General features: G+C 67.6%; 27 protein-coding genes. 18 read left to right on the top strand and 9 right to left on the bottom strand.

The features are described from left to right. The first annotated feature begins 9 nt into the window (after positions 1–9). Together EV649_RS15545 and EV649_RS15540 are read left to right on the top strand one after the other, a co-directional pair. Positions 10–303: a hypothetical protein gene (locus tag EV649_RS15545; RefSeq protein ID WP_130384153.1), complete on the top strand. Its 294-nt coding sequence runs from the start codon at positions 10–12 to the stop codon at positions 301–303. A gap of 138 nt (positions 304–441) precedes the next feature. Next, positions 442–1,467 carry a CopD family protein gene (locus tag EV649_RS15540; protein WP_130384152.1) on the top strand — a complete coding sequence of 342 codons (1,026 nt, stop codon included), beginning with the start codon at positions 442–444 and terminating at the stop codon, positions 1,465–1,467. Here the strand turns inward: EV649_RS15540 and EV649_RS15535 are convergent. After that, positions 1,464–1,991 (bottom strand): nitroreductase family protein, encoded by a 528-nt coding sequence (locus EV649_RS15535; RefSeq protein WP_130384151.1) that lies wholly within the window; start codon positions 1,989–1,991, stop codon positions 1,464–1,466. The genes EV649_RS15540 and EV649_RS15535 overlap by 4 nt on opposite strands. A 58-nt stretch (positions 1,992–2,049) precedes the next feature. On the opposite strand from EV649_RS15535, the gene EV649_RS15530 reads away from it, so the two are divergent. From EV649_RS15530 to EV649_RS15520, 3 genes are all read left to right on the top strand, one after another. Then, positions 2,050–4,014 carry a thioredoxin domain-containing protein gene (locus tag EV649_RS15530; protein WP_130384150.1) on the top strand — a complete coding sequence of 655 codons (1,965 nt, stop codon included), beginning with the start codon at positions 2,050–2,052 and terminating at the stop codon, positions 4,012–4,014. 249 nt (positions 4,015–4,263) lie between these two features. Beyond that, positions 4,264–6,312, top strand: coding sequence for a M4 family metallopeptidase (locus tag EV649_RS15525; RefSeq protein WP_130384149.1), 2,049 nt, complete (start codon positions 4,264–4,266; stop codon positions 6,310–6,312). Positions 6,313–6,396: 84 nt separating this feature from the next. Further along, positions 6,397–7,812, top strand: coding sequence for a M28 family metallopeptidase (locus EV649_RS15520; RefSeq protein WP_130384148.1), 1,416 nt, complete (start codon positions 6,397–6,399; stop codon positions 7,810–7,812). Here the strand turns inward: EV649_RS15520 and EV649_RS15515 are convergent. Together EV649_RS15515 and EV649_RS15510 are read right to left on the bottom strand one after the other, a co-directional pair. After that, complete coding sequence (locus tag EV649_RS15515) at positions 7,809–8,321, bottom strand: hypothetical protein (protein ID WP_241998245.1); 513 nt, start codon at positions 8,319–8,321, stop codon at positions 7,809–7,811. The genes EV649_RS15520 and EV649_RS15515 overlap by 4 nt on opposite strands. Positions 8,322–8,385: 64 nt before the next feature. Beyond that, complete coding sequence (locus tag EV649_RS15510; RefSeq protein WP_130384147.1) at positions 8,386–9,540, bottom strand: phosphotransferase; 1,155 nt, start codon at positions 9,538–9,540, stop codon at positions 8,386–8,388. A 53-nt stretch (positions 9,541–9,593) separates the two neighbouring features. Between EV649_RS15510 and EV649_RS15505 the strand changes: the two genes are divergently transcribed. After that, positions 9,594–10,037 carry a MarR family winged helix-turn-helix transcriptional regulator gene (locus EV649_RS15505; RefSeq protein ID WP_130384146.1) on the top strand — a complete coding sequence of 148 codons (444 nt, stop codon included), beginning with the start codon at positions 9,594–9,596 and terminating at the stop codon, positions 10,035–10,037. A 113-nt stretch (positions 10,038–10,150) separates the two neighbouring features. On the opposite strand, the gene EV649_RS15500 is transcribed toward EV649_RS15505, so the two are convergent. After that, positions 10,151–10,846: a hemolysin III family protein gene (locus EV649_RS15500; protein ID WP_130384145.1), complete on the bottom strand. Its 696-nt coding sequence runs from the start codon at positions 10,844–10,846 to the stop codon at positions 10,151–10,153. 259 nt (positions 10,847–11,105) lie between these two features. Here EV649_RS15500 and EV649_RS15495 point away from each other — a divergent pair, with 259 nt between their 5' ends. The 3 genes from EV649_RS15495 (at position 11,106) to EV649_RS15480 (ending at position 15,537) form a co-directional block, all read left to right on the top strand. Beyond that, positions 11,106–11,885 (top strand): isoprenyl transferase, encoded by a 780-nt coding sequence (locus EV649_RS15495; protein WP_130384144.1) that lies wholly within the window; start codon positions 11,106–11,108, stop codon positions 11,883–11,885. Positions 11,886–13,331: 1,446 nt separating this feature from the next. Then, a complete protein-coding gene (locus EV649_RS15485) occupies positions 13,332–14,663 on the top strand; it encodes a PhoH family protein (protein WP_130384143.1) in 1,332 nt (443 codons plus the stop codon). Positions 14,664–14,835: 172 nt separating this feature from the next. Then, positions 14,836–15,537 carry a hypothetical protein gene (locus tag EV649_RS15480; protein WP_130384142.1) on the top strand — a complete coding sequence of 234 codons (702 nt, stop codon included), beginning with the start codon at positions 14,836–14,838 and terminating at the stop codon, positions 15,535–15,537. Positions 15,538–15,541: 4 nt separating this feature from the next. Here the strand turns inward: EV649_RS15480 and EV649_RS15475 are convergent, their stop codons facing one another. Continuing rightward, positions 15,542–17,119, bottom strand: coding sequence for an alpha-L-fucosidase (locus tag EV649_RS15475; RefSeq protein WP_157996247.1), 1,578 nt, complete (start codon positions 17,117–17,119; stop codon positions 15,542–15,544). Here EV649_RS15475 and EV649_RS15470 point away from each other — a divergent pair. Genes EV649_RS15470 through EV649_RS40790 form a run of 6 tightly spaced genes read left to right on the top strand, consistent with a single transcriptional unit; the run spans position 17,100 to position 22,106 of the window. Continuing rightward, positions 17,100–18,455, top strand: coding sequence for a histidine kinase (locus EV649_RS15470; RefSeq protein WP_157996246.1), 1,356 nt, complete (start codon positions 17,100–17,102; stop codon positions 18,453–18,455). The genes EV649_RS15475 and EV649_RS15470 overlap by 20 nt on opposite strands. Next, positions 18,439–19,107, top strand: a complete 669-nt coding sequence (locus tag EV649_RS15465; protein ID WP_130384139.1) for a response regulator transcription factor — start codon at positions 18,439–18,441, stop codon at positions 19,105–19,107. The genes EV649_RS15470 and EV649_RS15465 overlap by 17 nt, the downstream gene beginning before the upstream one ends. Positions 19,108–19,109: 2 nt before the next feature. Further along, the gene (locus EV649_RS15460) at positions 19,110–19,763 is read left to right on the top strand and encodes a hypothetical protein (protein WP_241998244.1); all 654 of its coding nucleotides are present in this window, start codon (positions 19,110–19,112) and stop codon (positions 19,761–19,763) included. 46 nt (positions 19,764–19,809) lie between these two features. Further along, positions 19,810–21,213: a class II fumarate hydratase gene (locus EV649_RS15455; RefSeq protein WP_130384137.1), complete on the top strand. Its 1,404-nt coding sequence runs from the start codon at positions 19,810–19,812 to the stop codon at positions 21,211–21,213. After that, complete coding sequence (locus tag EV649_RS15450; RefSeq protein WP_241998242.1) at positions 21,210–21,890, top strand: DUF402 domain-containing protein; 681 nt, start codon at positions 21,210–21,212, stop codon at positions 21,888–21,890. Before EV649_RS15455 ends, EV649_RS15450 begins: the two co-directional genes overlap by 4 nt. A gap of 57 nt (positions 21,891–21,947) precedes the next feature. Further along, a complete protein-coding gene (locus EV649_RS40790; protein ID WP_157996245.1) occupies positions 21,948–22,106 on the top strand; it encodes a hypothetical protein in 159 nt (52 codons plus the stop codon). A 3-nt stretch (positions 22,107–22,109) separates the two neighbouring features. Here EV649_RS40790 and EV649_RS15445 read toward each other — a convergent pair whose 3' ends face one another. The 3 genes from EV649_RS15445 to EV649_RS15435 form a co-directional block, all read right to left on the bottom strand. Then, positions 22,110–22,532, bottom strand: a complete 423-nt coding sequence (locus EV649_RS15445) for a nitroreductase/quinone reductase family protein (RefSeq protein ID WP_241998426.1) — start codon at positions 22,530–22,532, stop codon at positions 22,110–22,112. 45 nt (positions 22,533–22,577) lie between these two features. Next, positions 22,578–24,245, bottom strand: coding sequence for a fumarate hydratase (locus tag EV649_RS15440; RefSeq protein WP_130384135.1), 1,668 nt, complete (start codon positions 24,243–24,245; stop codon positions 22,578–22,580). 101 nt (positions 24,246–24,346) lie between these two features. Beyond that, a complete protein-coding gene (locus EV649_RS15435; protein WP_130384134.1) occupies positions 24,347–24,655 on the bottom strand; it encodes a hypothetical protein in 309 nt (102 codons plus the stop codon). Between the two features lie 96 nt (positions 24,656–24,751). Here EV649_RS15435 and EV649_RS15430 point away from each other — a divergent pair, with 96 nt between their 5' ends. From EV649_RS15430 to EV649_RS15420, 3 genes are read left to right on the top strand one after another with little or no spacing between them, the layout of a single operon-like run. Then, on the top strand, positions 24,752–25,441 hold the full coding sequence (locus tag EV649_RS15430) for a DUF1707 domain-containing protein (RefSeq protein WP_130384133.1): 690 nt from the start codon (positions 24,752–24,754) through the stop codon (positions 25,439–25,441). A gap of 47 nt (positions 25,442–25,488) precedes the next feature. Continuing rightward, positions 25,489–25,842, top strand: coding sequence for a type II toxin-antitoxin system RelE/ParE family toxin (locus EV649_RS15425; RefSeq protein ID WP_130384132.1), 354 nt, complete (start codon positions 25,489–25,491; stop codon positions 25,840–25,842). A 43-nt stretch (positions 25,843–25,885) separates the two neighbouring features. Further along, a complete protein-coding gene (locus EV649_RS15420) occupies positions 25,886–26,143 on the top strand; it encodes a helix-turn-helix transcriptional regulator (protein WP_130384131.1) in 258 nt (85 codons plus the stop codon). Here the strand turns inward: EV649_RS15420 and EV649_RS15415 are convergent. Continuing rightward, on the bottom strand, positions 26,140–26,634 hold the full coding sequence (locus EV649_RS15415) for a hypothetical protein (RefSeq protein ID WP_130384130.1): 495 nt from the start codon (positions 26,632–26,634) through the stop codon (positions 26,140–26,142). The genes EV649_RS15420 and EV649_RS15415 overlap by 4 nt on opposite strands. Positions 26,635–26,696 lie beyond the last annotated feature (62 nt).

Raw genomic sequence — 26,696 nt, 5'->3', positions numbered from 1 at the left:
AATGGTGGCGTGACAGCGATGATCTCCCTTCAGACGGCCGAGATCGACCCCAACGTCGTGAAGCCGGGATGGGTCGCGCTGCTCATCGTGCTCGCTCTCGGTGCCGCCACGGTGCTGCTGGTGCGCAACATGGGCAAGCAGCTGAAGCGGATCGACTTCGATCGCGATGGTGCGGACGACCCAGCACCGTCCGACGCCCCAGCGAGTCAGGACCACTCGCCGTCCCCGGTTACCGATGCAGCGCCGACGACTTCGGCGCCGACCCAGACGCCGAATGATCCGAAGGAACACTCTGAGCACTGACTCCATGTCAGTGCTGTCACCGATTCCTGGGAACTCGGAAACACCCTGGTCACGAGATGGTGTCGGACTGGGCAGCCCACCTTCGGCTGACCCTATAGTGAGCCGCGTGCTGAATGGTGCCCACGACCTGTCCCTCCGGTGACCGCAACCCGCGCCGCCAGGCACCGCATGCCCGGACGCCTGGTCGCGGGTGGGGTCGGTGCTGTCCTCATCGCGTCGGCGGCGCTGGTGGTGGCCTTGTACGCCGCCGACAGCGAGCCTCATGATGCCGGTGGAATCGGCGGGCCGGGCGCCTTCATATCCTGGCTGCTGCCGCTGCTCCGGCTGATCTCCACGCTGGCCACGGTCGGCTGTGCGGGTGCGCTGCTGGCGGCGGTCGTGCTGCTGCGGATCGAGGGCGGACCGCTCGGAGTGCAGGGCCGGCGCGCAGTCCGGGACGCGAGCAACTCGGCGATCATCTGGGCGGTGTGCGCGTTCGCGGGCTCGATCGTGACGGCGGCGCTCCTGCTGAACACGCCGGTGCGGCTGCTGCGGCTACGGCTCGACGACGCGCTCGGCGTACCCGAGGTGAAGGCACTGCTGATCACCGGCATCCTCGTCCTCGCGCTGGCGATCGGCATCCGCCGAGTCCAGACGTCCTCAGCGGCAGCACTCGGCGTACTGGTCGCCATCGCCGCACTGGTCCCGACCGCGGTCACGGCGTACCCGAGGAACGAGTCGTACGTCGTCCTCGCCGGAGCGGCCCTGGTGATCCACGTGATCGCGGCGACGACCTGGGTCGGCGGGCTCGCGGGCCTGGTCCGCTACGGGCGGGCGAGCCGGACCGGTCTGCCGATCGTGCTGGAACGGTACGGCCAGGTCGCGTTCATCTCGTCGATCGCCGTCCTGATCAGCGGCCTGCTCAGCGCCGCCGGCCGACTGGCCGCCAGGAACGGCGGCTGGGGCTCGATCGTCGACGCCGTCACCGAGGACGGGTACGGCGTCCTCGTGCTCGTGAAGGTGGCCGCGTTCCTGCTCCTGGTCGTCCTCGCCGCAGTCCACCGCAGCCGCTCCAACACCGACCTACTCGACTCAGCCCGCCCGTTCTGGCGCGTCGTAGGCGTCGAACTCCTGATCATGGCCCTAACCCTCGGCCTCTCAGTAGCCCTCTCCCAGACCACCTAGTCCCAGGGGGCTGTTCGGAGGTTGGTGGTGGTGCGGCGGTTGCGGGCTGGTGGGGGTGGTTCGGCGGGGTGGCCTGCGGCGATCATGGAGACGATGTGCCAGCCGGGGCTGGGGTTCAGATCGGTGGTGAGGGTTTCGAGGTCGAAGGCGCGGAACTGGCGGCAGGCCAGGTCCATGGCGTGGGCCTGCAGGGTGAGGTGCGCGACCGATTGCCCGAGGTCGTAGTCCGCGAAGTCGGAGTAGGCCCAGTCGGTGTCCTCGACGTACCGGTGGGCCATCGTCACGATCAGCAGTGAGGCGCTCGGTGCCCAGCGGGCGGAGCTGCGGGCGAGGTGCCGGACGATGCGTTTGTGGTCGGGCTCGTCGCGGCGGGCGACGAAGTACGCCCAGGGCTGCGAGTTGCCCGCGGACGGCGCCCAGCGAGCCGCATCCAGGAGCAGTTCGACGTCCTCCTCCGTGACGGTCCAGTCCGGGTCGAACAACAGCGGACTGAAGCGGCTGGCGAGCAGTGGATGGACGGGCATGCTCCCATTCAACTGCCACCCGCGCGGCGTCATTCCGCGGGACGCATACGGTTGGGGCATGGCGAACGAGCTCGGACAGTCGACCAGTCCGTACCTGCGGCAGCACGCGGGCAATCCGGTGAAGTGGCGGGAGTGGTCCGAGCGTGCGTTCGCCGAGGCCCGTGAGCGGGACGTGCCGATCTTCCTGTCGGTGGGGTACTCCGCTTGCCACTGGTGTCATGTGATGGCGCACGAGTCGTTCGAGGACGCCGAGACGGCGGCGTACCTGGCTGAGCGTTTCGTGAGCGTGAAGGTGGACCGGGAGGAGCGGCCGGACGTCGACGCCATCTACATGGCGGCGACGGTGGCGATGACCGGGCAGGGCGGCTGGCCGATGTCGGTGTTCCTGACGCCGGCGGGGGAGCCGTTCTTCTGCGGGACGTACTTCCCGAAGGACGCCCGTGGCGGGATGGCGTCGTTCCGGCAGGTGCTGGAGGCAATCACCGACGCGTGGCAGAACCGGCGTGAGCAGCTCGACGGGATCGGGAAGCGGGTCGTCGAGCAGCTCGGCGCGCAGCAACCCGCGGGCCAGGAGGCGTTCGACCTGGCGCAAGCGGTCCAGTTGCTGAAGGTCGATTTCGACCCGGTCGACGCCGGCTTCGGGCGGGCCCCGAAGTTCCCGCCGTCGATGGTGCTCGACTTCCTGCTCCGGCACCACCGCCGTACCGGCGACGACGACGCGCTCGCGATGGTCGCCCACACCTGCGACCGGATGGCCCGCGGCGGGATGTACGACCAGCTCGCCGGCGGCTTCGCGCGGTACTCCGTCGACGGCCAGTGGATCGTCCCGCACTTCGAGAAGATGCTGTACGACAACGCGCTGCTCCTCGACGTCTATACGCACTGGTGGACGATCAGCGGCGATCCACTCGCGAAGCGCATCGCCGAGGAGACCGCCGGCTTCCTGCTCGCCGAGCTCCGGACGCCCGAAGGCGGCTTCGCGTCCGCCCTCGATGCGGACACCGACGGCGATGAAGGCAAGTACTACGCCTGGACGACGGAGCAACTCCGCGAAGCCGTCGGGGACGACGCCGACTGGGTCATCGACCTCTGCGACGTGACCGGAACCTTCGAGCACGGTACGTCGGTCCTCCAGCTTCGGCAGGACCCGGACGACGTGGACCGGTGGAACCGGGTCCGCGAAACGCTCAAGCAGGCGCGGAGCAGTCGTACCTACCCGGGGCGCGACGACAAGGTGGTGGCCGCGTGGAACGGTCTGGCGATCACGGCACTCACTCGCGCCGGGATCGTGCTCGAGAAGCCGCAGTACGTCGAGGCCGCGGAGGCAGCAGCCCGCTTGATCCGGGACGTGCATCTCGACGGTGCACGGTTGTACCGGACCTCGCGGGACGGCGTGCGGGGGAGTGCGGACGGCGTACTCGAGGACTATGCCGCGGTCGCCCAAGGATGCTTGACCTTGCTGGGTGCAACCGGCAACGTCGAGTGGTACCAGGTCGCGGAGGCCTTGCTGGACAGGGTTCTGGAGCAGTTTGTTGCTGATGGCTCCTACTTCGACACGGCCGCGGATGCCGAGCAGTTGGTGTGGCGGCCGCAGGACGCGACGGACAATGCGACCCCGTCGGGAGTCAGCCTCGCAGCCGAGGCCTTCGCCACGCTCGCGAGCCTGACCGGATCAGACCGGTATGAGACCGCGGCCCAGCAGGCGTTGCAGGCCTCGTCCGCCATCGCCCACCGCGCGCCCCGCTTCGCCGGCCGCGCCCTCGCGGTCGCCGAGACGATCGCCGGCGGTCCACTCGAGATTGCGATCGCCGGCAATGCGCCAGAGCTCCTGCGGGTCGCGTTCGCCGACGCCCCCTGGGGTACGCCGATCGCGTCCGGCGCGCCCGGTTCCGCCGTACCGCTGATGGCGGGACGGGACCTCGTCGGTGGGTTGCCCGCGGCATATGTGTGTCAGAAATTCACCTGCCGGCTGCCCGTGAGGTTGCCGGAACACCTTCGCCGGGAGTTGCACCCCACGGACTGAGGCCGTTCCGGGTGCGGGTTTTCCCTGCGGTTTCGCCCAAATCCCTTGACGCGCGGCGAGCTGGAGGCAACAGTCTGTCCTCAGCTGGATGTAACAGAACTCGCATGTTCCGACACGAAGTGTCACAAATGAGGCAGTGGCACTGTTGCGTCACCTCCGGCGTCCCCAACTGAATTCGGTCGCTGCGCCCAAACAGCGACCACACCGTGAGGAGATGTTGTCTTGAAACGACTGACATCAGCAGGGGCGGTGGCCATCGTCGCGGCAGCGGGTCTTGCCACGACGTTCACCGCTTCGAACGCGGGTGCCGCCGACCGGACGGCTCCGCTCCCGGCATCCGGCTTCAACCAGCCGGCCGCCGTCCAGGCCGAACAGGCGCTGACCGCGCAGACGGCCGCCGCTCTCGGTCTCGGCACCGGCGAGCAGCTCAAGGTCCGCGACGTGGTCAAGGACTCGGACGGTACGGAGTACGTCCGCTACGACCGTACCTTCAACGGCCTCAAGGTCGTCGGAGGTGACCTGATCGTCAAGCGCAAGGGCGAGTCGATCGGACAGGTCTCGTACAACCGCGGCGCCAAGTCGGTCCGCGTCGCCACCAAGCCGACTCTGTCCCAGTCGGCGGCGCTCACCAAGGGCGCACAGGCGGCCAAGTTCAAGGCCACCGGCAACAAGGGCACGTTGGTCGTCTTCGTGACGCCTTCCAAGCCCGTCCTCGCGTACGAGGTGGTCACCACCGGTGTGAAGCCCGACCAGACCCCGTCGGTGCTGCACTCGTTCGTCGACGCCAAGTCCGGTGCGGTGCTCGCGCAGGACGACGAGGTCAAGACCGGTACCGGCAACTCGATGTACTCCGGCACCGTCAGCATCGGTACGTCGGGCAGCTTCACGATGACGGACCCGTCCCGCGGCGGCAACTACACCACGGACCTGAACGGCTCGACCTCCGGTAACGGCACGACGTTCACCGACGCCGACGACACCTGGGGTACCGGCGCCGCGTCGAACCGCCAGACCGCCGGTGTGGACGCGCACTACGGAGCCCAGCTGACCTGGGACTACTACAAGAACGTCCACGGCCGGAACGGCATCTTCAACAACGGCCAGGGCGCCCGCTCGCGGACGCACTACGGCAACGCCTACGTGAACGCGTTCTGGGACGGCACCCAGATGACGTACGGCGACGGCAGCAGCAACACGCACCCGCTGACGTCGATCGACGTGGCCGGTCACGAGATGAGCCACGGTGTCACCGAGGCGACCGCGAACCTGGACTACTCCGGTGACGCGGGCGGCCTGAACGAGGCGACGTCCGACATCTTCGGTACGGCGGTGGAGTTCTCCGCCAACAACTCGTCCGACCCGGGTGACTACCTGATCGGCGAAAAGATCAACATCAACGGCAACGGCACGCCGCTGCGCTACATGGACAAGCCCTCGAAGGACGGCCGCAGCGTGGACTGCTGGTCGACCAGCACCGGCGGCCTGGACCCGCACTACTCGTCCGGCCCGCTGAACCACTGGTTCTACCTGGCTTCCGAAGGCACCGGGAGCAAGGTCATCGGCGGCGTGACGCACAGCAGCACCGCTTGCAACGGCGCCACCATCACCGGCGTCGGCCGCGACGTGGCCGCCAAGGTCTGGTACCGCACGCTGAGCACCAAGCTGAGCTCGGGCAGCACCTACAAGGACGCCCGTGAGGGTGCGATCAACTCCGCGAAGGAGCTGTACGGCGCGGACTCGGCGCAGTGCAAGGGCATCGAGGCCGCGTTCAGCGGCATCTCGGTCCCGGCCGGCGCGGCTGCCTGTGGCGGCGGCACCGACCCGGAGCCGCCGACGGGTGACAACCTGCTGCTGAACCCGGGCTTCGAGTCCGGCGCGGTGAACTGGACCGGCACCTCGGGCCCGATCACCAACAACACCGGTCGCCCGGCGCGGACCGGCACCTGGAAGCTGTGGCTGCAGGGCAACGGTCGCGCCACCACCGAGAACGTCGGCCAGTCGGTCGCGATCCCGGCCTCGGCGACCGCCGCCACCCTGTCGTTCTGGATCCGGATCGACACCGCCGAGACGACTGCCTCGACGGTGTACGACACGGCGAAGGTACAGGTCGTCGACGGGTCGACCACGACCACGCTGGCGACGTACTCGAACCTGAACAAGAACACGTCGTACGTCCAGAAGACGCTCAACGTGACGCAGTACAAGGGAAAGACCGTCACCGTGAAGTTCGTCGGCCAGGAGGACTCCTCCCTGCAGACCAGCTTCGTCATCGACGACACCTCCCTGACCGCGAGCTGAGCTCACGGTGAATCGTCCGGGGCGTGCGAGGCCTTCCGCCCAGGCCCGCACGCCCCGGATTTCCTTTGCCCGAAGGAGGTCCACATGCGCAAGTCTCTTGTCCCAGGACTCGGCGTAGTGCTCGTCGCTGCCGCACTGCTTGCTACTGGCAACAGTGCTGTCGCTGCTGATTCACCCGATATCTCAGTCACCAACGCGAAGGCCCATCTGGACCAGTTGCAGTCCATTGCCACCAGCAACGGCGGTAACCGGTACACCGGCCGCGCCGGGTACAAGGCTTCGGCCGACTACGTGAAGGCCAAGCTGGACGCGGCCGGGTACACCACGACCCTTCAGTCGTTCAGCACCTCGGCGGGTACGTCGTACAACGTGATCGCGGAATGGCCGCACGGCGACGCGAACCACGTGGTGATGGCCGGCTCACACCTGGACAGCGTCAGTTCCGGTCCGGGGATCAACGACAACGGCTCTGGTAGCGCCGGCGTACTCGAAACCGCCCTCGCTTACGCTGCCAGTGGTCAGACCCCCAAGAATCGCTTGCGGTTCGGGTTCTGGGGTGCCGAGGAGCTGGGGCTGCTCGGTTCGAAGTATTACGTGAACAACCTGCCCGCCGCCGAGCGGGACAAGGTCGAGCTGTACCTGAACTTCGACATGATCGCGTCGCCGAACCCGGGGTACTTCGTGTACGACGACAACCCGGCCGGCAACGGCGCCCGTGACGACCTGGTGGCGTACTTCACCGGCAAGAGTGTGCAGACCGAGTTCATCGACGTCCAGGGCCGCTCCGACCATGCGGCGTTCCGTTCGTTGGGGATCCCAACGGCTGGTACGTTCTCCGGTGCCGAGGGTACCAAGACATCCGCCCAGGCGTCGAAGTGGGGAGGTACGGCGGGCCAGGCGTTCGACCCGTGCTACCACCGGTCCTGCGACACCATCACCAACCTGGACCTGACCTCGCTTGACCGCCAGATCGATGCCATCGGCCACATGATCTGGACGTACGCGCAGAAGGACTACACCGGCGGCCCGCCCCCGGCCGGCGACAACCTGCTGCAGAACCCGGGCTTCGAGTCCGGTACGGCGAACTGGACCGGGAACACCGGCGTGATCACGAACAGCACCTCACGCCCGGCGCACACCGGTTCGTACAAGGCGTGGCTGCAGGGGAACGGCCGCAGCAGCACCGAGAACCTCGGGCAGTCGGTCGCGATCCCGGCCACGGCCACAGCGGCCTCGTTGTCGTTGTGGATCCGGATCGACACCGCGGAGACCACGGGCTCCACGGTGTACGACACGGTCAAGGTGCAGATCGTCGACGGGTCGACCGCGACCACGCTGGCGACGTACTCGAACCTGAACAAGAGCACGTCGTACGTGCAGAAAACGCTGGATGTCACGCAGTACAAGGGAAAGACGGTCACGGTGAAGTTCGTCGGCCAGGAGGATTCCTCCCTGCAGACCAGCTTCGTGATCGACGACGTAGCCCTGACCGCGAGCTAAAGCTGCTTGCAGAGCTTGCCCGGTGGGATGGCGGCTTCGGTGAGCAGTTGCGTCACCGGGGCCGCCAGCGGCTTCACCTTCGGGTCCTCGATCCGTGCCGTCCGGCCGTTCGCCGAGACCGCGACGATCATGTCGTCGGGGTGCTTCGTGGCCGGCTTGGTCGCGGCCATGCTCGCCCAGTCGACCTGCTGAGCGGCCGTGGTGATGGTCGTCAGCAGGCTCAGGTCGAGCTTGCACCGGATGGTCTCCTTGCCGCGCTTGCTCACGGTCGCGACGCCGTCGGTGCCGATCTGCACCTGGTCGTCGAAGCCGGCGAACCCACCGGTCCTGGACACGGTGAGCGGTAGGCCGGTGCCCACCGGCGTCGACTGCGTCACCGACGCTGTCGGCAGGGTCGGCGCACTGGGCGACGGCGTGCTTGGGCTTCCGGTGCCGGATTCGCTTCCGCATCCGGTCAGCACGAAGCCTGCGATGACGGTTGCCGCTGCGTATCTGCTCAGGTTCCTCACGCATCATGGATACCCGTAAGGACGCCGTTCGTTGCAGCTGTGACACGACTGAAATGTGATCGCGTCAAACGACAGGGGACACCAGGTCGACCAGCGCACGAGTCAGCTGGACCCGCTGCTCGAACAGCTCCAGTGAAGCGTTGGCCGTGCCGAACATCTCCAGCGGCAGCGCGGTGAACGCGGCCCGGATCAACAGCGACCCCAGGTACCCGTAGAGGACCTCCTCCTCGGCCACCTGCATGCCGTCCTCCGCAAGGCCCTCCCGGAACCCCTTCAGGATCACCTTGTGTACTGCGGGCAACGCCTCCGGCGCCAGCTCGCCCGCGTGCGCCAGTCCGATCAGCAACTGCCCCAGATCGAACCCGACCGCCTGCGGGCAGTCGAAACCCCAGTCGATCGCCACGAACTCGTCCGGGCTGTCATGCGGCACCAGCAGGTTCTGCGGGCTCGCATCCCCGTGCTGGTAGCACTGCGGCAACGACTCGAGCGCATCGAGTACGGCGGGGACGCGCTCGCCCAGTGCGACCAGGTCGTCCCGTAGACGGTGGTCACCCAGGTGACAGATCGCTGCGCTCAGCAGTGGGTGCCGCCAGGTCTCCGGATCGGTCAGCACCGGTAGCGCAGCCGTCATGACCCGGCCGTTGGCGTAGTACCGCAGCGCCGTACCAGGTGTGCTGGAGACGACCCGGTCGAGCAGGGGCGCGACGAGATGAGGTTGCCGGCGAGCGGACAAGCGGCCGAGCAGGTACGCCGCCCTCTCGAAGCGGTCCATCGGCCATGGGCCCCACTCCTGGATGACGTTCTCCATCCACAGGGTCGCGCGGTCGTCGTCGTACACGTCGATGCGGTAGGCCCGCGCCAGTCGCAGGCCCGGCGGCATCAGGTCGCCGACGCCGCTCTGGTGAACGGCGATCTCCAACTGCCAGGGCATGTAGTCGATGAAGCTCTGCCGGTACTCCACGGGCACGAACTCGATGATCGGAGAGTGCCGCACGGACTGGAGTTTCTTCACGAAGCACGACCAGTCGGCGCCGTCGAGCGTCGTACCGAAGACGCGGTGCAGCGACTCGGTGCTCGGCGTACCGATCGGGTAGTCGACAGGTTCGACCCGGACCGCGCCCGCGACGGCCGCCGGATCCCCGGTGATCGTCCGCACGAGCGCGGTCAGGCCCTCCTCCCCCAACGCGTCCCGGCCCAACGGTTCCAGTCCGGTGATCATGTTCCCCCCACGGAAGTAAAGTCACCTTACTGTTGTGATAGTAAAGTTGCTTTATGACTTCCGTCAACGACGATCCCCGGGTCGGGACCGATCACATCGCCGCACTGCTCGGGCTGGCGCTGCGACGGATCCGGTCGGAGATCCTGGCCACGTCCGAGGAGCAGTACCCCGGGCTCCGGGTCTCGCACTACCGCCTGCTCGAACTGATCCCGCCCGACGGCGCCCGGATCACCGACCTGGCGGAGGTCGCGACGATGACGAAACAGGGCCTCGGCCAGCACGTCGACTACCTGCAGAAACTCGGCTACACCGAGTCCGCCCGCCTCCCCACCGACCGCCGAGTCCGCCTGGTCCGCCGTACGCCGCTGGGCGACGAAGCAGTCGCCTTCAGCCGAGCCGCCATAGCCCGAGTAGAACAATCCTGGTCCACCCAACTAGGCCCCACCCGCTACACCCACCTCCGCCAAACCCTCCACGAACTAGGCGGCGACCCGTAGGACGCAGTACCGGACTGGATCGCACTGGGGATAGGCGATGGGGTCGGGGGACAAGCAATTGCCTGTTCCCGGTCGCCGCCGGGTGTCCCCGGTGGGTGGCGCGTAGGTGGTGGTCAGCCGGCGCGGTAGGTCGCGATGCTTACGGCTATGTAGTGGCAGATGAAGGCGGCGACGGTGAAGGCGTGGAAGATTTCGTGGAAGCCGAACCAGCGGGGGGACGGGTTCGGGCGCTTGGTGGCGTAGACGACGGCGCCGATCGAGTACAGGCCGCCGCCGACGGCGATCAGGGTGACGACTGCCGCGCCGCCGGCGTGGTAGATGTCACCCATCCAGAAGATCGCGACCCAGCCCAGCGCCAGGTAGAGCGGGGTGTAGATCCAGCGTGGCGCACTGAGCCAGAAGATCCGGAACAGGATGCCGAGCACCGCGCCGCCCCAGGCCAGGCCGAGCATCAGCAGTCGGTCGTTGCCGTGCAGCAGCACCATGCCGAGCGGGGTGTAGGTGCCGGCGATCAGCAGGAAGATGTTGCTGTGGTCGAGCCGGCGCAGGATCGCCTCGCCGGTCGGGCCCCAGTAGAACCGGTGGTACAGCGCGGAGATGCCGAACAGCAGCATCGACCCGGCGGTATAGACCGCGGCCGCCCAGCGCGCGTTCGCGTGCGGTGCCAGGCAGATCAGCACGATGCCGGCGGCGGTGGCGAACGGGAACGTGCCGGCGTGCAACCATCCACGGAGTTTGGGCTTGACTGCGCCGAGTCGCCCGGAGAGCCGGTGACCGAGTTCCTGGGGCTGTGCACTGGAAACGGTCATCGCCGTCCTTTCGGGGTTCTCCGGGCGGTCCATACCTACGCAACCGTAACCTACGGAACCGTAGGTTGCATCGGTCGGAAGAATGAAATGTAGGCGAAGTCACCCGGGTGATGCAGCACGCCCAACGTTTACGATGCACGAACTTCGCAGAAAGTTCGACCTTTCCGGCAGCTTTCTGTGAGCCACTCCAGGGCCTCTCGTGCCGGGCGTTTCTGGGCTAGCCTCGTGACCGAGAGTCTTCGAGGAGAGCACCCTGCCCATGCGGACACCTGGCAAGCAGAAGCTGCGCGACGCGGTCTACGGACTGTACGAGCGCCGGCTGGCCCGATCGCTGTCGCCGGACCGGATCCCGCGGCACATCGGGGTCATCATCGACGGTAACCGGCGCTGGGCCCGCCAGGTCGGCGACCCGGTGTCGCGCGGCCACGAGGCCGGGGCGAACAAAATCTCCGAGTTCCTGAACTGGTGCGACGGTGTCGGCGTCAAGGTGGTCACGGTGTGGATGCTGTCCACCGACAACCTGACCCGTCCGGCCGACGAGCTGGAGCCGTTGCTGCGGATCATCGAGCAGACGGTCGAGGAGCTGACCGCGATCGGCCGCTACCGGATCCATCCGGTCGGCGCTCTCGACCTGCTGCCCGGGACCACCGCCGAGGCGCTCAAGGCGGCGGAGACAGCCACCCACGACGTCGAGGGGATGCTGGTCAACGTCGCCGTCGGGTACGGCGGACGTCGCGAGCTCGCCGACGCGGTCCGCTCGCTGCTCCTCGAGGAGGCCGCGAAAGGCATCTCGATCGAGGAGCTGGCCGACCGTGTCGATGTGGAGCACATCGCGCGGCACCTCTACACCAAGGGCCAGCCCGACCCCGACCTGGTCATCCGGACGTCGGGTGAGCAGCGCCTGGGCGGCTTCCTGCTCTGGCAGAGCGCACTGAGCGAGTTCTACTTCTGCGAGGCGCTCTGGCCGGACTTCCGCCACGTCGACTTCCTCCGCGCCATCCGAAGCTACGCCCAGCGCGAGCGCCGCTTCGGTACGTGAGCTCGGCCGACGGGGCGCCTCGGCCGCAGCGTGTGCAGGTGGTGCGGCGCCTGAGGTAGTACGCGTACGTCGCCACGCCCAGCGCCGTACCCCACAGGATCCAGAGGATGCCGGGGCCGTTGGTTGCCCACATGTCGCCGCCGAGTGGGGCCTGGGTGTTCATCAGGCCGGCTGGGATCAGTACGACGGCGACGATCGAGGCCGGGATGATCGCGAGCAGCGGTGGCACGCGCCGGCCGGCCTTGAACCAGATCCAGCGGGGGTAGACCTCGCCCCAGCGGTGCACCAGGCCATGCGTGAGAACGCCTCCGCCCAGGCCCATCACGGCCAGGCCGAGACCCATCTCGAGCATTCCGGGCGTGTCGGCCATCATCTGGTGGAACTCGTCGGTGATGCCGACCGGCCAGCCCAGGTACCAGGCGATCCGGGTGAATTCGTACGGCAGGTTCGCCACCACGGCGACCGCGACCGCCCACCTGCCCCAGCGGAGCGCGGCCTCCGGTCGCGTCCAGGCCGGATCGTGGGAGCCCCGGCCGCACGAGACGCAGGCGTTGCGGCTGCGCCGGTGGTAGGCGAGCGCCGTGGCCGCCCAGAGCAGGCCGCCGACGAACAGGATGATCAGGTTCACGCGGTGCCAGTACAGGATGTCGCCGACGCCGTCCTGCGGCCCCGGTACGCCGGTGAACGTGAACACGATCAGCGCCGGGGCCATGGCGACCACCGCGACCAGCGTGTAGTCGGGGATGACGAGGGCGAGGCCGACCGCGAGTACGGCGGCGATCGCCTGCAGGATCGTTCCGCGCGGTCGCATCCGGGTCATGACGAGTGCGAGTACGGCGCCGCCGAGCCCGATCGCCGCCATCACGGGACCGACCACGTGCACCGGCGTACCTTCGAGGATCGATGCCGAGGCCTGATCGTCGACGACCCGCGCGAACGGGTATCCGGCGCCGCCGAGGGTCCAGTAGAGGCCGAGTACGCCGTACACGAGGGACCAGAGCGCGGTGACGTACCCGAGCCACGTCGGCCAGTTCTTCGTCATGAATCGAGCCTCGCCCGGTCACCCGGCGTACCGGATCACCCGGCGGAGTGACCCGGCTCCCTCGGGTGGGGGGAAGGCGTAACACCGTGTTAACCCCGTGGCCGGGCGTGTCGGGCTGCGCAGTTTGCGGGAGCCTCCTACCCTGACATTGACGGTCGGAGGGGAAGCCGGCTGTCACGGGAGGCCCGATCAGTTTGAGAATCTCGATCCAGCCGGTTGCCCCATGAGGGGCCGAACGGAGTACCCGAGACCTCAGGTCTCGAGCTCACTGATCGCCGTTGCCGCTCATGCGGCGGCGCGGACGGGGTCAACACCGGACCCTGAGGGCGGCACCCGACCCATCACCTAACCACTGGCGGGCCGGGGCGAGGGTGTACGTCACGGCCTAGAAGAGGACGTGCGACATGGCCATCCACGCCAAGGCGTCAAGTACCTCATCAACACCGGACCAGCGCACCTTCGTGCTGGACACCTCGGTGCTCCTCTCCGACCCGCACGCGTTACTGCGGTTCGACGAGCACGAGGTGGTCGTTCCGGTGGTCGTCGTCACCGAATTGGAGGCCAAACGGCATCACCCGGAACTCGGCTATTTCGCGCGTACGGCGCTTCGCCTGCTCGACGAGCTCCGGATACTGCACGGACGACTGGACGCGCCCCTGCCAGTGGGGGAGAAGGGTGGAACTCTTCGGGTCGAGCTGAACCACACCGACCCGGAGACCTTGCCGGCCGGTTTCCGGCTCGGTGACAACGACAGCCGGATCCTGGCCGTGGCCTGCAACTTCATGGCCGAGGGCAAGGACGTCACGCTGGTCTCGAAGGACCTGCCGATGCGGGTCAAGGCGTCGGCGTGCGGTCTGGTCGCCGAGGAGTACCGCGCCGAGCTGACGCTCGAGTCCGGTTGGACCGGTATGGCGGAGCTCGAGGTCGAGACGCACGTCGTCGACGACCTGTACGAGAACGGCGCCGTCGAGCTGACGGCGGCCGGTGAGTTCCCGACCCACACCGGGCTGGTGATGCTGTCGGACCGGGGCAGCGCGCTCGGCCGAGTGATGCCGGACAAGCGGATCAGGCTGGTCCGCGGCGACCGGGAGGCGTTCGGGATCCGCGGTCGTTCCGCGGAGCAGCGGGTCGCGCTCGATCTGCTGCTGGACCCTGACGTCGGGATCATCTCGCTCGGCGGCCGGGCCGGTACGGGTAAGTCCGCGCTCGCGCTGTGCGCCGGCCTGGAGTCGGTCATGGAACGCCGCCAGCACAAGAAGGTGATCGTCTTCCGGCCGCTGTTCGCGGTCGGCGGGCAGGAGCTGGGCTATCTGCCCGGCAGCGAGGCGGAGAAGATGGGGCCGTGGGCGCAGGCCGTCTACGACACGCTCGGCGCGCTGACCAGCAGTGACGTGATCGACGAGGTGATCGACCGGGGCATGCTCGAAGTCCTGCCGCTGACCCACATCCGCGGGCGGTCGCTGCACGACGCCTTCGTGATCGTGGACGAGGCGCAGTCGCTGGAGCGGAACGTACTGCTCACGGTGCTGTCTCGGGTCGGTGCCAACTCGCGGGTGGTGCTCACCCACGACGTGGCGCAGCGGGACAACCTGCGGGTCGGCCGGCACGACGGCGTGGTCGCCGTGGTCGAGCAGTTGAAGGGACACCCGCTGTTCGCGCACGTCACGCTGACCCGCTCGGAGCGGTCGCCGATCGCGGCGCTGGTCACCGAGATGCTCGATGACCTGCAGTTGTAAGGAGCGTTCGGACAGTTAGGTAATAAGCGTCTGTAAAGCAGAGGTAAGAACGGTGCGGTCGCCACGCGGCGACCGCACCGTTCGTTCGTGACCTGCTTGTGATGACGGACGGTTTACGCCAGAGTATGTTCTCGTTGCAGCCGACGGGGGTCGGGTTTTCTCGGAAGGACAGATGAAAGCGAAGCGCTCCGTCGCGATTCTCGCAGTGACCGGAATCGCCGTGGTTTCCGTTGTCGCCGGTATCGACCTCTTCAGCTCTCCTGGGAGCAGCAGTGCGTCGGAGAAGGTGTCCGGGCGGGCCGAGATGGCCGTGCTGAACAGTGGGAAGGCGATCCCTTCCGCGACCACACCGTCGGCCAAGCCGCAGTCGGCCGCCGAGATCGCCGCCGAGGCCGTCCGCATGCGGAACCAGGTCGAGGCCATCGAGCAGCAGCGCACCGCCCTGCAGGACGCGGCCGCGGTGAAGATGAAGGCCAAGAACGCCGCTTTGCTGCGCTATCAGGCACTTCGGGAGGCCCAGCGCTCGTCGAGCGAGGAGCGGGCCAGCCGGGACGCCGAGCGGAAGAAGTACGAGGGCACGCCGAAGGAGGTCGCGATGAACCTCCTCCCCGACCACGGCTGGGGCCAGAGCCAGTTCAGCTGCCTGGAGAAGCTCTGGAACAAGGAGTCCCGCTGGAAGGTCAGCGCCGACAACCCGACGTCGACGGCGTACGGCATCCCGCAGGCGCTCCCCGGTAACCGCATGGCGGCGTACGGCAAGGACTGGCGGACCAACCCGGTCACCCAGATCAAGTGGGGCCTGGACTACATCGAGGCCACCTACGGCTCGCCCTGCTCCGCCTGGGGCCACTCCCAAGCCAAGGGCTGGTACTGACGCTTCACCCGACGCGGAACACCGGACCGTAGCTCCCATCGCCGGCCCCCTTCAGCAGGGTGCCCTGACTGGTTGCTGTCAGCGTGATCGAGTTCCCGCCCAGACGTGCTGCCCGACCGCTCAGGTGGACGTCCTTGATGACGATCTCCCCCTTCGGCCGACCCAGTACGACGGCGTACAGCGTCTTGCCCTTCTGGGTGAACATCACCTGGTCTCCGGCGGTGGTGGTCGCCGACGAGCGCGTCCACGGTCGGGTGCCGTCCAGCGCCTCCCGGTTGACCCTCAGCCAGGCTCCGATGTCGGTGAGCCTGCTCAGCTGCTCGGGGACGATCGCACCCTCGCCACCGCTCGGTCCGACGTTCAGCAGCAGCGCACCGTTGTTGGCCGCCGCCTTGGCGAGTGAAGCGATCAGATCGGTCGACTTGGCGTAGTCCTGGTCGTTCTCCTCGCGGTTGTAGCCGAAGGAGCCGCCGATACCGCGGTCCTGCTGCCAGAACTTTTCCTGGACGGTGTCGAAGTCCGTGTACTCCGGCGTTCGGAAGTCACTGTGCGGAGCAGGCTTCTGGGTGTTGATGCTGTCCGCCGCACCAGGCAGCTTGAACAGGCCCTTCATGAACTGGTCGAAGCCCCAGCGCATCGGCTTCGGGCTCATCACCTGCCGGCCGAACGACGCCGTACTCCAGCGGTCGTCCACGACCCCCTCCGGGACGGTGTTGTAGTAGTCCGCCAGCACCGAGTAGAGCCGCTTGGAGCCGGTCGGCCAGGCGATGTCGTTCCACAGGATGTCCGGCTTGTACCGCGTGATCAGCTCGCGCACCTGCGCCACGGCGTACTCGCGGTAGTCCTCGCCGTAGTGCAGGTAGGCGTAGTCGCCCAGCGTCTTCACGGTCTTGCGTTGGAACGTCCAGTCGACCCCACCGGAGTAGTAGACGCCGAACTTCAGGCCCTGTTTGCGGACGGCCGCGGCCAGCTCACCCATCAGGTCCCGTTGGGCGTGGAAGTCCGGTGCGTGCGGGTTCCGGACCTCTGTGGGCCACAGCGAGTACCCGTCGGCGTACTTGGCCGTCACCACGATGTACGACGCTCCGGCCGCCTTGAACTGCGCGGCCCACCGGTCCGGGTTCCAGTTGGCCAGACCGGCGTCGAACTGCTTGGTGAAGTCGCTGTACGGCGCGTTGCCGTAGTGCTCGCGGTGATAGCTCGCGGTCGGCGACTTCGGGTCCTTCATCGCGTTCGCGTAGTCCTCGCCGTACGGGTTGTGCGTCATCGCGTGCCCGTACTGCGTCTCGAGCAGCTTGCTGAACGTGGTGCCCTTCGGTGCGAAGCCCGGCACCGAGTAGAGGCCCCAGTGGATCATGATCCCGAACTTCGCGTCGGCGAACCACTTCGGCAGCGGATGCTTGTTCAGCGACTCCACCGTGGCCTCGTACGGCCCGTCGGTGGTCATCTCGGCCTTGCGGTCGTCCTGCCACGTCCAGACCGCGGAGCCGCCGGCGAAGATCAGCGCCAGGACGACGACCACCAGGGCGAACCGCAGGAGGACCTTGCCGATCCTGCGGAAGATGCTTTTGGCAAGGATCATGCTGCAATCCTGCCGTCGTACGGCGACTCTGCGGATCAGTCCGCGGTACGTCGTGATCATCATCCGGCGGACCGCCGCCTCCACCGAAAGTCTCGCGCTGGGCTGTCCAGGCGCTACCGTCGGTCCGGTGGACACGGGGATCTTCGCAGCGCTGATCGCGCCCGGATCGCGTGCTGCGCCGGGCTACGGACGGCTGACCCCGCGGGACCGGGTAGTGGACGTCGCCTGTGTGCTGATCGCGTTCCTGCTCGGGCTGCTGGCGGTGGGGGATGTGGAGCCGCCGCCCCGGGTCGGTCCGCTGCCGCACTGGCTGGACGTGTCGCTGTGCCTCGCCGGTGCGTTGTCGCTATTGCTCCGCCGGCGCTGGCCGACCGGTCTGGCTGTGCTGATGATTCTGGCGTCCACCCTGGTGCCGTCAGTGGGTGCAGCGGGCGGTCTGGCGCTGTTCAACGTTGCTGTGCACCGTCGCCCCGCTGTGAGCCTCTCACTGGGTGCGGTGGCGATGGCATCCTGCATGGTGCAGTTCTGGCTCTATCCGGTTGCTGACGTCCCCAATGGCTACTGGATCGCTGTGACGCTCACAGCGCTGGCCTGTCTGGTGCTGGTCGCGTGGGGGATCGTGATCCGGACCAGGCGGCAGCTGATGGCGTCACTGACCGAGCGTGCGGTCCGGGCCGAGTCGGTGCAGCAGTTGCGTGTTGAGCAGGGGCAGCGGCTGGAGCGGGAGCGGATTGCCCGGGAGATGCATGACGCGCTCGGGCATCGCTTGTCGTTGCTGAGCATGCACGCGGGTGCGCTGGAGTTCCGACCGGACATGCCGTCCGCTGAGCTGTCACGTGCCGCTGGTGTGATCCGGTCCAGCGCACGCGACTGCGTGGACGACCTACGCGAGATTGTCGGCGTACTGCGGTCTCAGCACACCGCTGACGGGCCACGACGGGGCATAGCCGAGCTGGACGAGCTGGTGGTCGAGTCACGGGCTGCTGGGATGCAGATCGAGCTGGAAGTAGCGGCTGAGCTCGGTGCGGTGCCGGACTCGATCGGGCGGCACGCGTACCGGATCATCCAGGAAGGGCTTACGAATGCGCGGAAACACGCACCTCATCAGGCGGTTCGGGTGGCGGTGAGCGGTGCGGCAGGTGCCGGCCTGTCGGTGGAGGTGTCGAACCGGCTGGAGCCAGGCGCGGCTGGTCCGGGTTCGCGCGTGGGGCTGATCGGGTTGGCAGAGCGGGCCTCCCTGGCTGGCGGGCGGTTCGAGCACGGGCCGACAGCAGATGGCGAGTTCCGGCTGACGTGCTGGTTGCCGTGGGTGGCCTACGATGACGGGCGTGAGTGAACCGGTCCGGCTGCTGTTGGTCGATGACGACCCACTCGTCCGGGTAGGGCTTTCCAGCATGCTGGCCGGTGCCCCGGAGCTGGTGCTGGTCGGTGAGGCCACCGACGGGCAGCAGGCGGTCGATGCGGCGCGTGATCTGCGGCCGGATGTGGTACTGATGGACATCGGGATGCCGGTGCTGGACGGGGTTGCTGCGACTGCTGCGATCCGCAGGCGAGCTGGTGCTCCGGAGGTGGTCATGCTGACCACGTTCGGGTCGGATCAGGCTCTGCTGCGCGCACTGCGGGCTGGTGCGTCAGGTTATCTGCTCAAGGACGCTGCGCCGGCTGAGATCGTTGCCGCTGTGGTGAAGGTGGCAGCTGGCGAGTCCGTGCTCTCACCACAGTCCACCCGACTGCTGATGGACCACGTGGGTGCGGTCGACCAGGACAGCCGCCGTACGACGGCTCTCGCGGCGCTGGCGCAGTTGACGGAGCGGGAGCGGGACGTCGTACTGACCGTGGCTCAGGGCAAGAGCAATGCGGAAGCGGCTGCTGCACTGGAGGTCGGGGTCGCCACGGTGAAGACGCATCTGACGAACTCGCTCGCGAAGCTGCAACTCACCAACCGCGTGCAGCTCGCGCTGCTGGCCCACGACGCAGGGCTGGTGTGACGGTGGAGCTGGCACGAGCGCTCAGCCCGCGGGGCGAGCTGGTACTGCGGCGACGCGACGACGGGGCGCTGGAGTTGCGGGTCAACGGGGTCTTCGTGATGGACGACCAGGAGACGTCGAGCGAGGAACTGCTGGCTTCGGCTGCGCTGGAGGCGGTGCGGCATCCGGATCGGGTGCTCGTCGGTGGACTCGGGCTCGGGTACACGGTCCGGGCGCTGCTGGCCGATTCCCGCCTCGGGCAGGTGATCGTCGCGGAGATCGAGCCGGACGTGGTGTCCTGGATGCGCTCCGGCCTGGTCCCGTCGATCCTGGACGACCCACGCGTCGGTGTGGTGATCGGTGACGTGCGGGCTGTCGTCACGGACCTCCCCGACGGATCGGTCGACGCGATCCTGCTGGACGTCGACAACGGCCCGGACTTCCTTGTCTACAACGAGAACTCAGCCATCTACTCGTCCGACTTCCTCACCACCTGCCGCACCAAGCTCCGCGCCGACGGCGTACTGACCGTCTGGTCCTCGTCGTCCTCGGAGGCGCTCGAGTCCGCCGTCACCTCGGTGTTCGGTGCCTGTGTCGTCAAACCGGTGCCCGTCGAGCTCCAGGGCCGGGCCGAGACGTACTTCGTCTATCAGGGCTGTGGCGTTGTCCACAGGTAGACGATCGGCATGATCCGGCAACGCTCAGCGACGTACTCTTTTTGGTATGGGTGATGACGCGGAGTTCAGGATCGAGCACGACACGATGGGCGAGGTCAAGGTGCCTCGCGACGCGTTGTGGCGGGCGCAGACGCAGCGTGCGGTGGAGAACTTCCCGATCTCCGGGCGGCCGCTGGCACCGGCGCTCGTGCACGCGCTCGCGCAGATCAAGGCCTCGGCCGCGGTCGTGAACGCCTCGCTCGGGGTGCTCGACGCGGACCGGTCGGCCGCGATCGTGGCCGCCGCGGACCAGGTAGCCGCGGGGGAGTTCGACGCGGAGTTCCCGATCGACGTCTTCCAGACCGGTTCGGGTACGTCGACGAACATGAACGCCAACGAGGTCCTGGCCACCCTCGCCACCCGCTCGCTCGGCGCGGACGTGCACCCGAACGATCACGTCAACGCGTCGCAGTCCAGCAACGACACCTTCCCCTCGGCGATCCACGTCGCGGCGACGGCCGGCGTCGTGCAGGAGCTGCTGCCCGCGCTCGAGCATCTCGCGGATTCCCTGTCCCGTAAGGGATCCGAGTTCGCCGAGGTGGTGAAGTCCGGGCGGACGCACCTGATGGACGCGACCCCGGTGACGCTCGGCCAGGAGTTCAACGGCTACGCGCAGCAGATCAGTCGCGGCGCCGCGCGGGTACGGGCGACGCTCCCGAGGGTCGCCGAGCTGCCGCTGGGCGGGACCGCGGTCGGGACCGGGATCAACACGCCACCCGGTTTCGCGGCCGCGGTGATCACCGAGCTGAACCGCCGCACCGGGCTGGAGCTGACCGAGGCCGAGGACCACTTCGAGGCGCAGGGCGCTCGCGACGGGCTGGTCGAGCTGTCCGGGCAGCTGAAGACGATCGCGGTCAGTCTGACGAAGATCTGCAACGACCTGCGCTGGATGGGATCCGGGCCGCGCGCCGGGCTCGGCGAGATCGCGCTGCCGGACCTGCAACCCGGGTCGAGCATCATGCCGGGCAAGGTGAACCCGGTGATCTGCGAAGCGACGCTGATGGTCGCCGCCCAGGTGATCGGCAACGACACCACGATCACCGTGGCCGGTGCCGGAGGCAACTTCGAGCTGAACGTGATGCTGCCGGTGATCGCGCGCAACCTGCTCGAATCCATCAGCCTGCTGGCGAACAGCTCGCGTCTGCTCGCCGACCGCTGCGTCGACGGCATCACGGCGAACGTCGACCACGCCCGCGCGCTGGCCGAGTCGTCGCCGTCGATCGTGACCCCGCTGAACCGCTACATCGGGTACGAGAACGCCGCTGCCGTCGCCAAGAGTGCTTTGAAACAAGGGAAAACGATCCGCGAGGTCGTGATCGAGAACGGTCACGTCGAGAAGGGAGACCTGACCGAGGAACAGCTGGACGCGGCCCTCGACGTACTGTCCATGACCCGGCCGGCCCAGTCGTGACCGATGGACTGATGCAGTACTGGGAGCCAGGTACGACGATCGAGTGGGTTTACGAAGGCACCGGACGGCATGCGGACAAGCCGAACGTGCGGCCGATGACGGTCGTGCGTGACGACGCGGACGGGCTGGTCGCCTGGCTCGCGCCGGGTACGCCGCTGCTCAAACCGGTCCTGACCGACGGACGCGAGACGCGGCACGCCGGACCGGTCGCGATGTTCACCGCGGACCGGGTGCTGAAGCTCGACGTCTGGCGCGGGACCGGGATCCTGAAGGTGTCACCGCTCGGGAAGCCGTGGTCGGTCTGGTGCTTCTGGGACGCGGACGGGACCTTCCGCGGGTGGTACGTGAACCTCGAGCGTGAGCATGTGCGCGACTGGGCTTCCCGCCGTACCAGCACTGTCGATCATGTGCTCGATCTCTGGATCAACCCGGACCGCAGCATCGAGTGGAAGGACGAGGACGAGTTGGAGGGCGCCGTCATCGCCGGGCGTTTCACTGCGGCTGAGGCGGAGCAGATCGTCGCCGATGCGCACGCGGCGATCCGCGACATCGAGGCCTGGACGTCGCCGTTCTCCGACGACTGGCAGTCCTGGTCCGCGCCGCCGGCCTGGCGACTGCCCGTCGCGCCGACGACCCACCAGCCCGACCTGATCGCGGAGGAGCTCCACAGCGCCTGACAACACAGGTGGGTCACGAGGGGGTCCAACTTCCCGGTTTGGACTTAGCTTGGAGATATGTACACCATCGATTTGCAAGCAGAGGAGCTCCAGCTACTGCGATCCGCCCTCAGGAGCTACCTCCAGGCCTTCGGCCACAACGAAGCCGATCTCGTCCAGGCCGCGAAGAAACTCATGCTCAAACTGCCTGAAGTCGCCGACACCAAGGCCGGCTGAGAGTCAGGCCGGTTTCAGTACGGCGACGGGGATCGTCCGCTGCGCCTTCGTCGCGTACCGGCCGATCCGCGGGTCCTCGCGGAGGATGACGTCGGTCCACACCGTGTGCCGCTCGGGATCGGTCAGTTCCTGTGCACGCATGGTCGTGTGCACAGCGCCGATCTGTACGTCGGTGGTCTGCGCCGCGCGGAGGTTGCGGAACCAGTCCGGGTCCCGGCGGGAGCCCGATCCGGTGCCCCAGACGAGCAGTCCGTCGGGCGTATCGACGTACCGCACACACGTCGACCGCGGTACGCCGGTCCGGCGGCCGGGGGTGGTGAGCATCAGGACGTGAACGTCCTTGCTCCCACTCGCCCACCGCCCGTCCAGCGTCTTGTACATCCACACGCCGATCCGGTTCCCCGCCCGCAACATCCGCCGGCCCATCGCCACCACCCCCACCTCCGAGGGTCCGACGATCCCCCCACCACGTCAACTGCGTGGACGCACCGTGAGGGGGACGGGCTTGCGGGTGTCAGTGAAGAAGTCGTTGCCTTTGTCGTCGACGACGATGAAGGCCGGGAAGTCCTCGACCTGGATCTTCCAGATCGCCTCCATGCCGAGCTCCGGGTACTCGATCACGTCGACGGACTTGATGCAGTCCTGCGCCAGCCGCGCCGCCGGCCCGCCGATCGACCCGAGGTAGAACCCGCCGTGCTCCTTGCACGCCGCCGTCACCTTCGCCGACCGGTTGCCCTTGGCAAGCATCACGAACGACCCACCGGCCGCCTGGAACTGATCGACGTACGCATCCATCCGCCCCGCCGTCGTCGGCCCGAACGACCCGGACGCGTAACCCTCGGGCGTCTTCGCCGGACCCGCGTAGTACACCGCGTGGTCCCGCAGGTACGAGGGCATCGGCTCGCCGGCGTCCAGCCGCTCCTTGATCTTCGCGTGCGCGATGTCGCGCGCCACAACCAGCGGACCGCTCAGCGAGAGCCGCGTCTTCACCGGCAGCTTGGACAGCTCCTCGCGGACCTCGCTCATCGGCCGGTTCAGGTCGATCCGCACGACCTCGGTGTCGTCGGACAGGTGCTCGTCGGTGGTGTCCGGCAGGAACCGCGCCGGGTCGCGCTCGAGCTGCTCGAGGAACACACCCTCCGGCGTGATCTTCGCCAGCGCCTGCCGGTCCGCCGAGCAGGACACCGCGATCGCGACCGGGCAGGACGCGCCGTGCCGCGGCAGCCGGATCACGCGGACGTCGTGGCAGAAGTACTTCCCGCCGAACTGCGCCCCGATCCCGAACTCCTGCGTGAGCTTGAAGACCTCTTCCTCCAGCTCCACGTCCCGGAACCCGTGCCCCACCGGCGATCCCGCGGTCGGCAGCGTGTCGAGGTAGTGCGCGGAGGCGTACTTCGCGGTCTTCAGCGCGAACTCGGCCGACGTGCCGCCGACCACGACCGCAAGGTGGTACGGCGGGCACGCCGCCGTACCCAACGACCTGATCTTCTCGTCCAGGAACTCCATCATCCGTGACGGGTTCAGGACCGCCTTCGTCTCCTGGTAGAGGAAGGACTTGTTCGCCGAGCCGCCGCCCTTGGCCATGAACAGGAACTTGTACGCCGGGTCGCCCGAGCCGGCCGGGGTCGAGTACAGCTCGATCTGCGCCGGGAGGTTGGAGCCGGTGTTCTTCTCGTCCCACATGTTCAGCGGGGCCATCTGCGAGTAGCGCAGGTTCAGCTTGGTGTAGGCGTCGTACACGCCACGGCTGATCCACTCCTCGTCGACCGCGCCGGTGAGTACGCCCTCGGACTTCTTGCCCATCACGATCGCGGTGCCGGTGTCCTGGCACATCGGGAGTACGCCGCCGGCCGAGATGTTCGCGTTCTTCAGCAGGTCGAGCGCGACGAACCGGTCGTTCCCGGACGCCGCCGGGTCGTCGATGATCCGCCGCAGCTGTTCGAGGTGCGCGGTCCGCAGGTAGTGCGAGATGTCGTGCATCGCCTCCGCGGTGAGCGCCTGCAGCACGTCCGGCTGGATCTGCAGGAACGTCCGATCGCCCGCGGTGAACGTGCTGACACCCTCCGTCGTCAGCAGCCGGTACTCCGTCTCGTCGGCACCCAACGGCAACAGATCGGAGTAGTTGAAGTCGGCAGACACCGGGCATACCTCCACACAGACTGGACTGAACACCCAAAGCCTAGTTCTCCCCACCCCGCCCGCCGACGCGACCTCCGTCTCACCCGACGGTCAGGCGACCCTCACCCCCGTAGCACCTGCCACGCCCGCCGCAGCTCGACCCCCGACGCGAGTCGCTGGTATGCGCGCTGATGGTTGCTCATCCGCGCCGTCCATCGACTCGCCGGCTCGGAGAGCTGCTCACGGAGCAGCCAGGCCAGAACGAATAACGCGACCACGCTCACGACAAACGGGAGTCCGCCGAGTGCCAGGCGCTCCTGCCCGGTGAACTGCGCGAGCAGCACGCATGCGACCCCGCCGTACAGACTCACGAACGCGATCAAGTACACCGCCGCGACAACCCTCGCCCTTCGCACCCTGCCCCAGTTCATGGTCGTCAGTATGAGGCGTGGTCAGGGATTGGGTCAGGGGTGAATCGGGGGAGAATCCTGGCGGCAGTGGCCGCTGGGCGCGCGTATGGTTTTGGGGTGGCTCAGGATGACGTTCCCCAGGAGAACCGCCCGCAGGATGTCGTGCCCGCGCAGGGCGGTGACGATCCGGCGCTGCGGCGCCGGGTGTCCGATCTCGAGCGGGAGGAGGTCGCCGACATCCTCCGCGACGCCGCGGGCGAGGGCCGGCTGTCGTACACCGAGCTCGAGGACCGGCTCGAGACGCTGTACTCCTCCAAGACGTACGGCGAACTGGTCGAGCTGACCGCCGACCTGCCGACCGGCCCGCGGGCGCAGAGCGTGCCGTCGACCACTCCGCAGTACGGCGGCGCGCTGGTGGAGACCGGCCCGGTGATCAACGTGTTCATGTCCGAGTCCAAGCGGATGGGGAGCTGGCTGGTCCCGCAGCGCCAGGAGGTGAACGCGGTCCTCGGCGACGTCACGCTCGACTACACCGAGGCGCAGATCCCGTTCGACGAGATCACGATCGACGTGAAGTCGATCCTCGCGGACGTGAAGATTCGGGTCCCGCAGAACGCGATCGTCCTCCTCGACAGCAACCCCATCCTCGGCTCCGTCTCCGAACAGGAAGCCGGCCTCAAGGCCGTCCCCGACCCGAACGCCCAGCCCGCCACCCCCAAACGCTTCCACATCCGCGGCACCGCCATCCTCGGCGAAATCAAAATCAAACGAGGCCCCCGCCTCTCCAAACGCCTCGGCCTCACCTGACCCACCGCTGTAACCGACAGTAGCGAGATCGTTATAGCATCCTTGCTATGTCCTGGGGTACCGTTGAACTCGAAGCCGAGGTGCGTACCTGGCTCGAAGCTCTACCGACCGATCTGTTCGCACGCGTCGCCTTCTACGTGGATCTCCTTGCTGACCGCGGTCCGCTGCTGGGGGAGCCGTACACCAAACAGATCGAGGGAAAGCTCCGCGAGTTGCGCTTCTGGCTCGACCAGGATGCGATGCGGGTTACGTACTGGATCGCGACCGACCGGCGGATCGTTCTGCTGACCGTGTTCAGGAAGAGCCGGATGCGGGAGGTTCGGGAGATCGACAGGGCGGTGCGGGCGTACCGAAAATGTGTACGGGAAGCGCACGTGGTCTCAGCGACGGAGGAGGACTGAGGTGACTGGCCGGACTGGATGGGATGGTTTGCGGGAGCGCCGGATGGCCGAGCCTGGCGCGTTGGACGCGTACGACGCCACACGCCGTGCGTTCGAACTGGGGGCGACCGTTCGGACGATGCGTGAGCAGCGTGGCTGGACGCAGACGAGGTTGGCTGAGGCTGCTGGGATGACGCAGTCCGCGCTGGCGCGTTTCGAGGCCGGCGGGACCGTGCCTACCCTCGCGCTCTTGGAGCGCATCGCCCATGCGTTCCATGCCCAGCTCGTGGTGCGCTTCGACGAGACCACGCCTGCTGCCTAGGTGGTGGTGGTTTCGCGGTGGGTTGTCAGGAGTTCGGTTAGCCAGGCTTGCAGGGTTTGTAGGTCGTTGACGTGTTGCTGGGTGAGGACGAGGTTCTTGGCCCAGACGTTCTTCGGGTGGACGGGGAGCTGGCCGGCCATTTTGGACCCGGAGACGGGGCCGATGGAGCCGATCTCGTCCCAGGGCATGAGGCGGCGGCGGCCTTGGTGGATGCCTCGGTGGTCGATGACGAGGATCGGGCGCTGGGTGACGAGCTGCCAGATGAGCCCGACCACGAGAGCGGCGTACATCGTGATCAGCAGGTAGGCGAGGACGCGCCATCCGCTGTCGAGCATGTCCGGGACGCCGCTCGCGCCCATGACTGCTACGGGTAGCACGAGCAGCATCGGAAACTGCATGAACGACCAGCGGCGGAGCGGGAACTCGACGCGGCCGTTGCGATGCCACTCGACCATCCAGGCCTCGGGCAGTCGCTCGCCCATCACAGTCATGTCGCCCCCAGCCCTCACGACTCCACCCCCGGAGCAGGACTCACTGTAGACGACACTTGGCA

The sequence above is a fragment of the Kribbella sp. VKM Ac-2569 genome (assembly GCF_004216905.1).
GTDB lineage: Bacteria > Actinomycetota > Actinomycetes > Propionibacteriales > Kribbellaceae > Kribbella.
The sequence above is the reverse complement of the archived record's forward strand: the minus strand, read 5'-3'. Positions and strand labels throughout refer to the sequence as shown.

What these genes read in the sequence shown, in the direction of transcription:
- EV649_RS15495 (WP_130384144.1), top strand. Translation starts at nt 11,106, where the DNA reads ATGCGGACACCTGGCAAGCAGAAGCTGCGCGACGCGGTCTACGGACTG.
- EV649_RS15420 (WP_130384131.1), top strand. Translation starts at nt 25,886, where the DNA reads ATGGCCGAGCCTGGCGCGTTGGACGCGTACGACGCCACACGCCGTGCG.
- EV649_RS15425 (WP_130384132.1), top strand. Translation starts at nt 25,489, where the DNA reads ATGTCCTGGGGTACCGTTGAACTCGAAGCCGAGGTGCGTACCTGGCTC.
- EV649_RS15510 (WP_130384147.1), bottom strand. Translation starts at nt 9,540, where the DNA reads ATGATCACCGGACTGGAACCGTTGGGCCGGGACGCGTTGGGGGAGGAG.
- EV649_RS15480 (WP_130384142.1), top strand. Translation starts at nt 14,836, where the DNA reads ATGAAAGCGAAGCGCTCCGTCGCGATTCTCGCAGTGACCGGAATCGCC.
- EV649_RS15445 (WP_241998426.1), bottom strand. Translation starts at nt 22,532, where the DNA reads ATGGGCCGGCGGATGTTGCGGGCGGGGAACCGGATCGGCGTGTGGATG.
- EV649_RS15535 (WP_130384151.1), bottom strand. Translation starts at nt 1,991, where the DNA reads ATGCCCGTCCATCCACTGCTCGCCAGCCGCTTCAGTCCGCTGTTGTTC.
- EV649_RS15500 (WP_130384145.1), bottom strand. Translation starts at nt 10,846, where the DNA reads ATGACCGTTTCCAGTGCACAGCCCCAGGAACTCGGTCACCGGCTCTCC.
- EV649_RS15455 (WP_130384137.1), top strand. Translation starts at nt 19,810, where the DNA reads ATGGGTGATGACGCGGAGTTCAGGATCGAGCACGACACGATGGGCGAG.
- EV649_RS40790 (WP_157996245.1), top strand. Translation starts at nt 21,948, where the DNA reads ATGTACACCATCGATTTGCAAGCAGAGGAGCTCCAGCTACTGCGATCC.
- EV649_RS15530 (WP_130384150.1), top strand. Translation starts at nt 2,050, where the DNA reads ATGGCGAACGAGCTCGGACAGTCGACCAGTCCGTACCTGCGGCAGCAC.
- EV649_RS15465 (WP_130384139.1), top strand. Translation starts at nt 18,439, where the DNA reads ATGACGGGCGTGAGTGAACCGGTCCGGCTGCTGTTGGTCGATGACGAC.
- EV649_RS15475 (WP_157996247.1), bottom strand. Translation starts at nt 17,119, where the DNA reads ATGATCCTTGCCAAAAGCATCTTCCGCAGGATCGGCAAGGTCCTCCTG.
- EV649_RS15415 (WP_130384130.1), bottom strand. Translation starts at nt 26,634, where the DNA reads ATGACTGTGATGGGCGAGCGACTGCCCGAGGCCTGGATGGTCGAGTGG.
- EV649_RS15505 (WP_130384146.1), top strand. Translation starts at nt 9,594, where the DNA reads ATGACTTCCGTCAACGACGATCCCCGGGTCGGGACCGATCACATCGCC.
- EV649_RS15470 (WP_157996246.1), top strand. Translation starts at nt 17,100, where the DNA reads ATGCTTTTGGCAAGGATCATGCTGCAATCCTGCCGTCGTACGGCGACT.
- EV649_RS15435 (WP_130384134.1), bottom strand. Translation starts at nt 24,655, where the DNA reads ATGAACTGGGGCAGGGTGCGAAGGGCGAGGGTTGTCGCGGCGGTGTAC.
- EV649_RS15485 (WP_130384143.1), top strand. Translation starts at nt 13,332, where the DNA reads ATGGCCATCCACGCCAAGGCGTCAAGTACCTCATCAACACCGGACCAG.
- EV649_RS15520 (WP_130384148.1), top strand. Translation starts at nt 6,397, where the DNA reads ATGCGCAAGTCTCTTGTCCCAGGACTCGGCGTAGTGCTCGTCGCTGCC.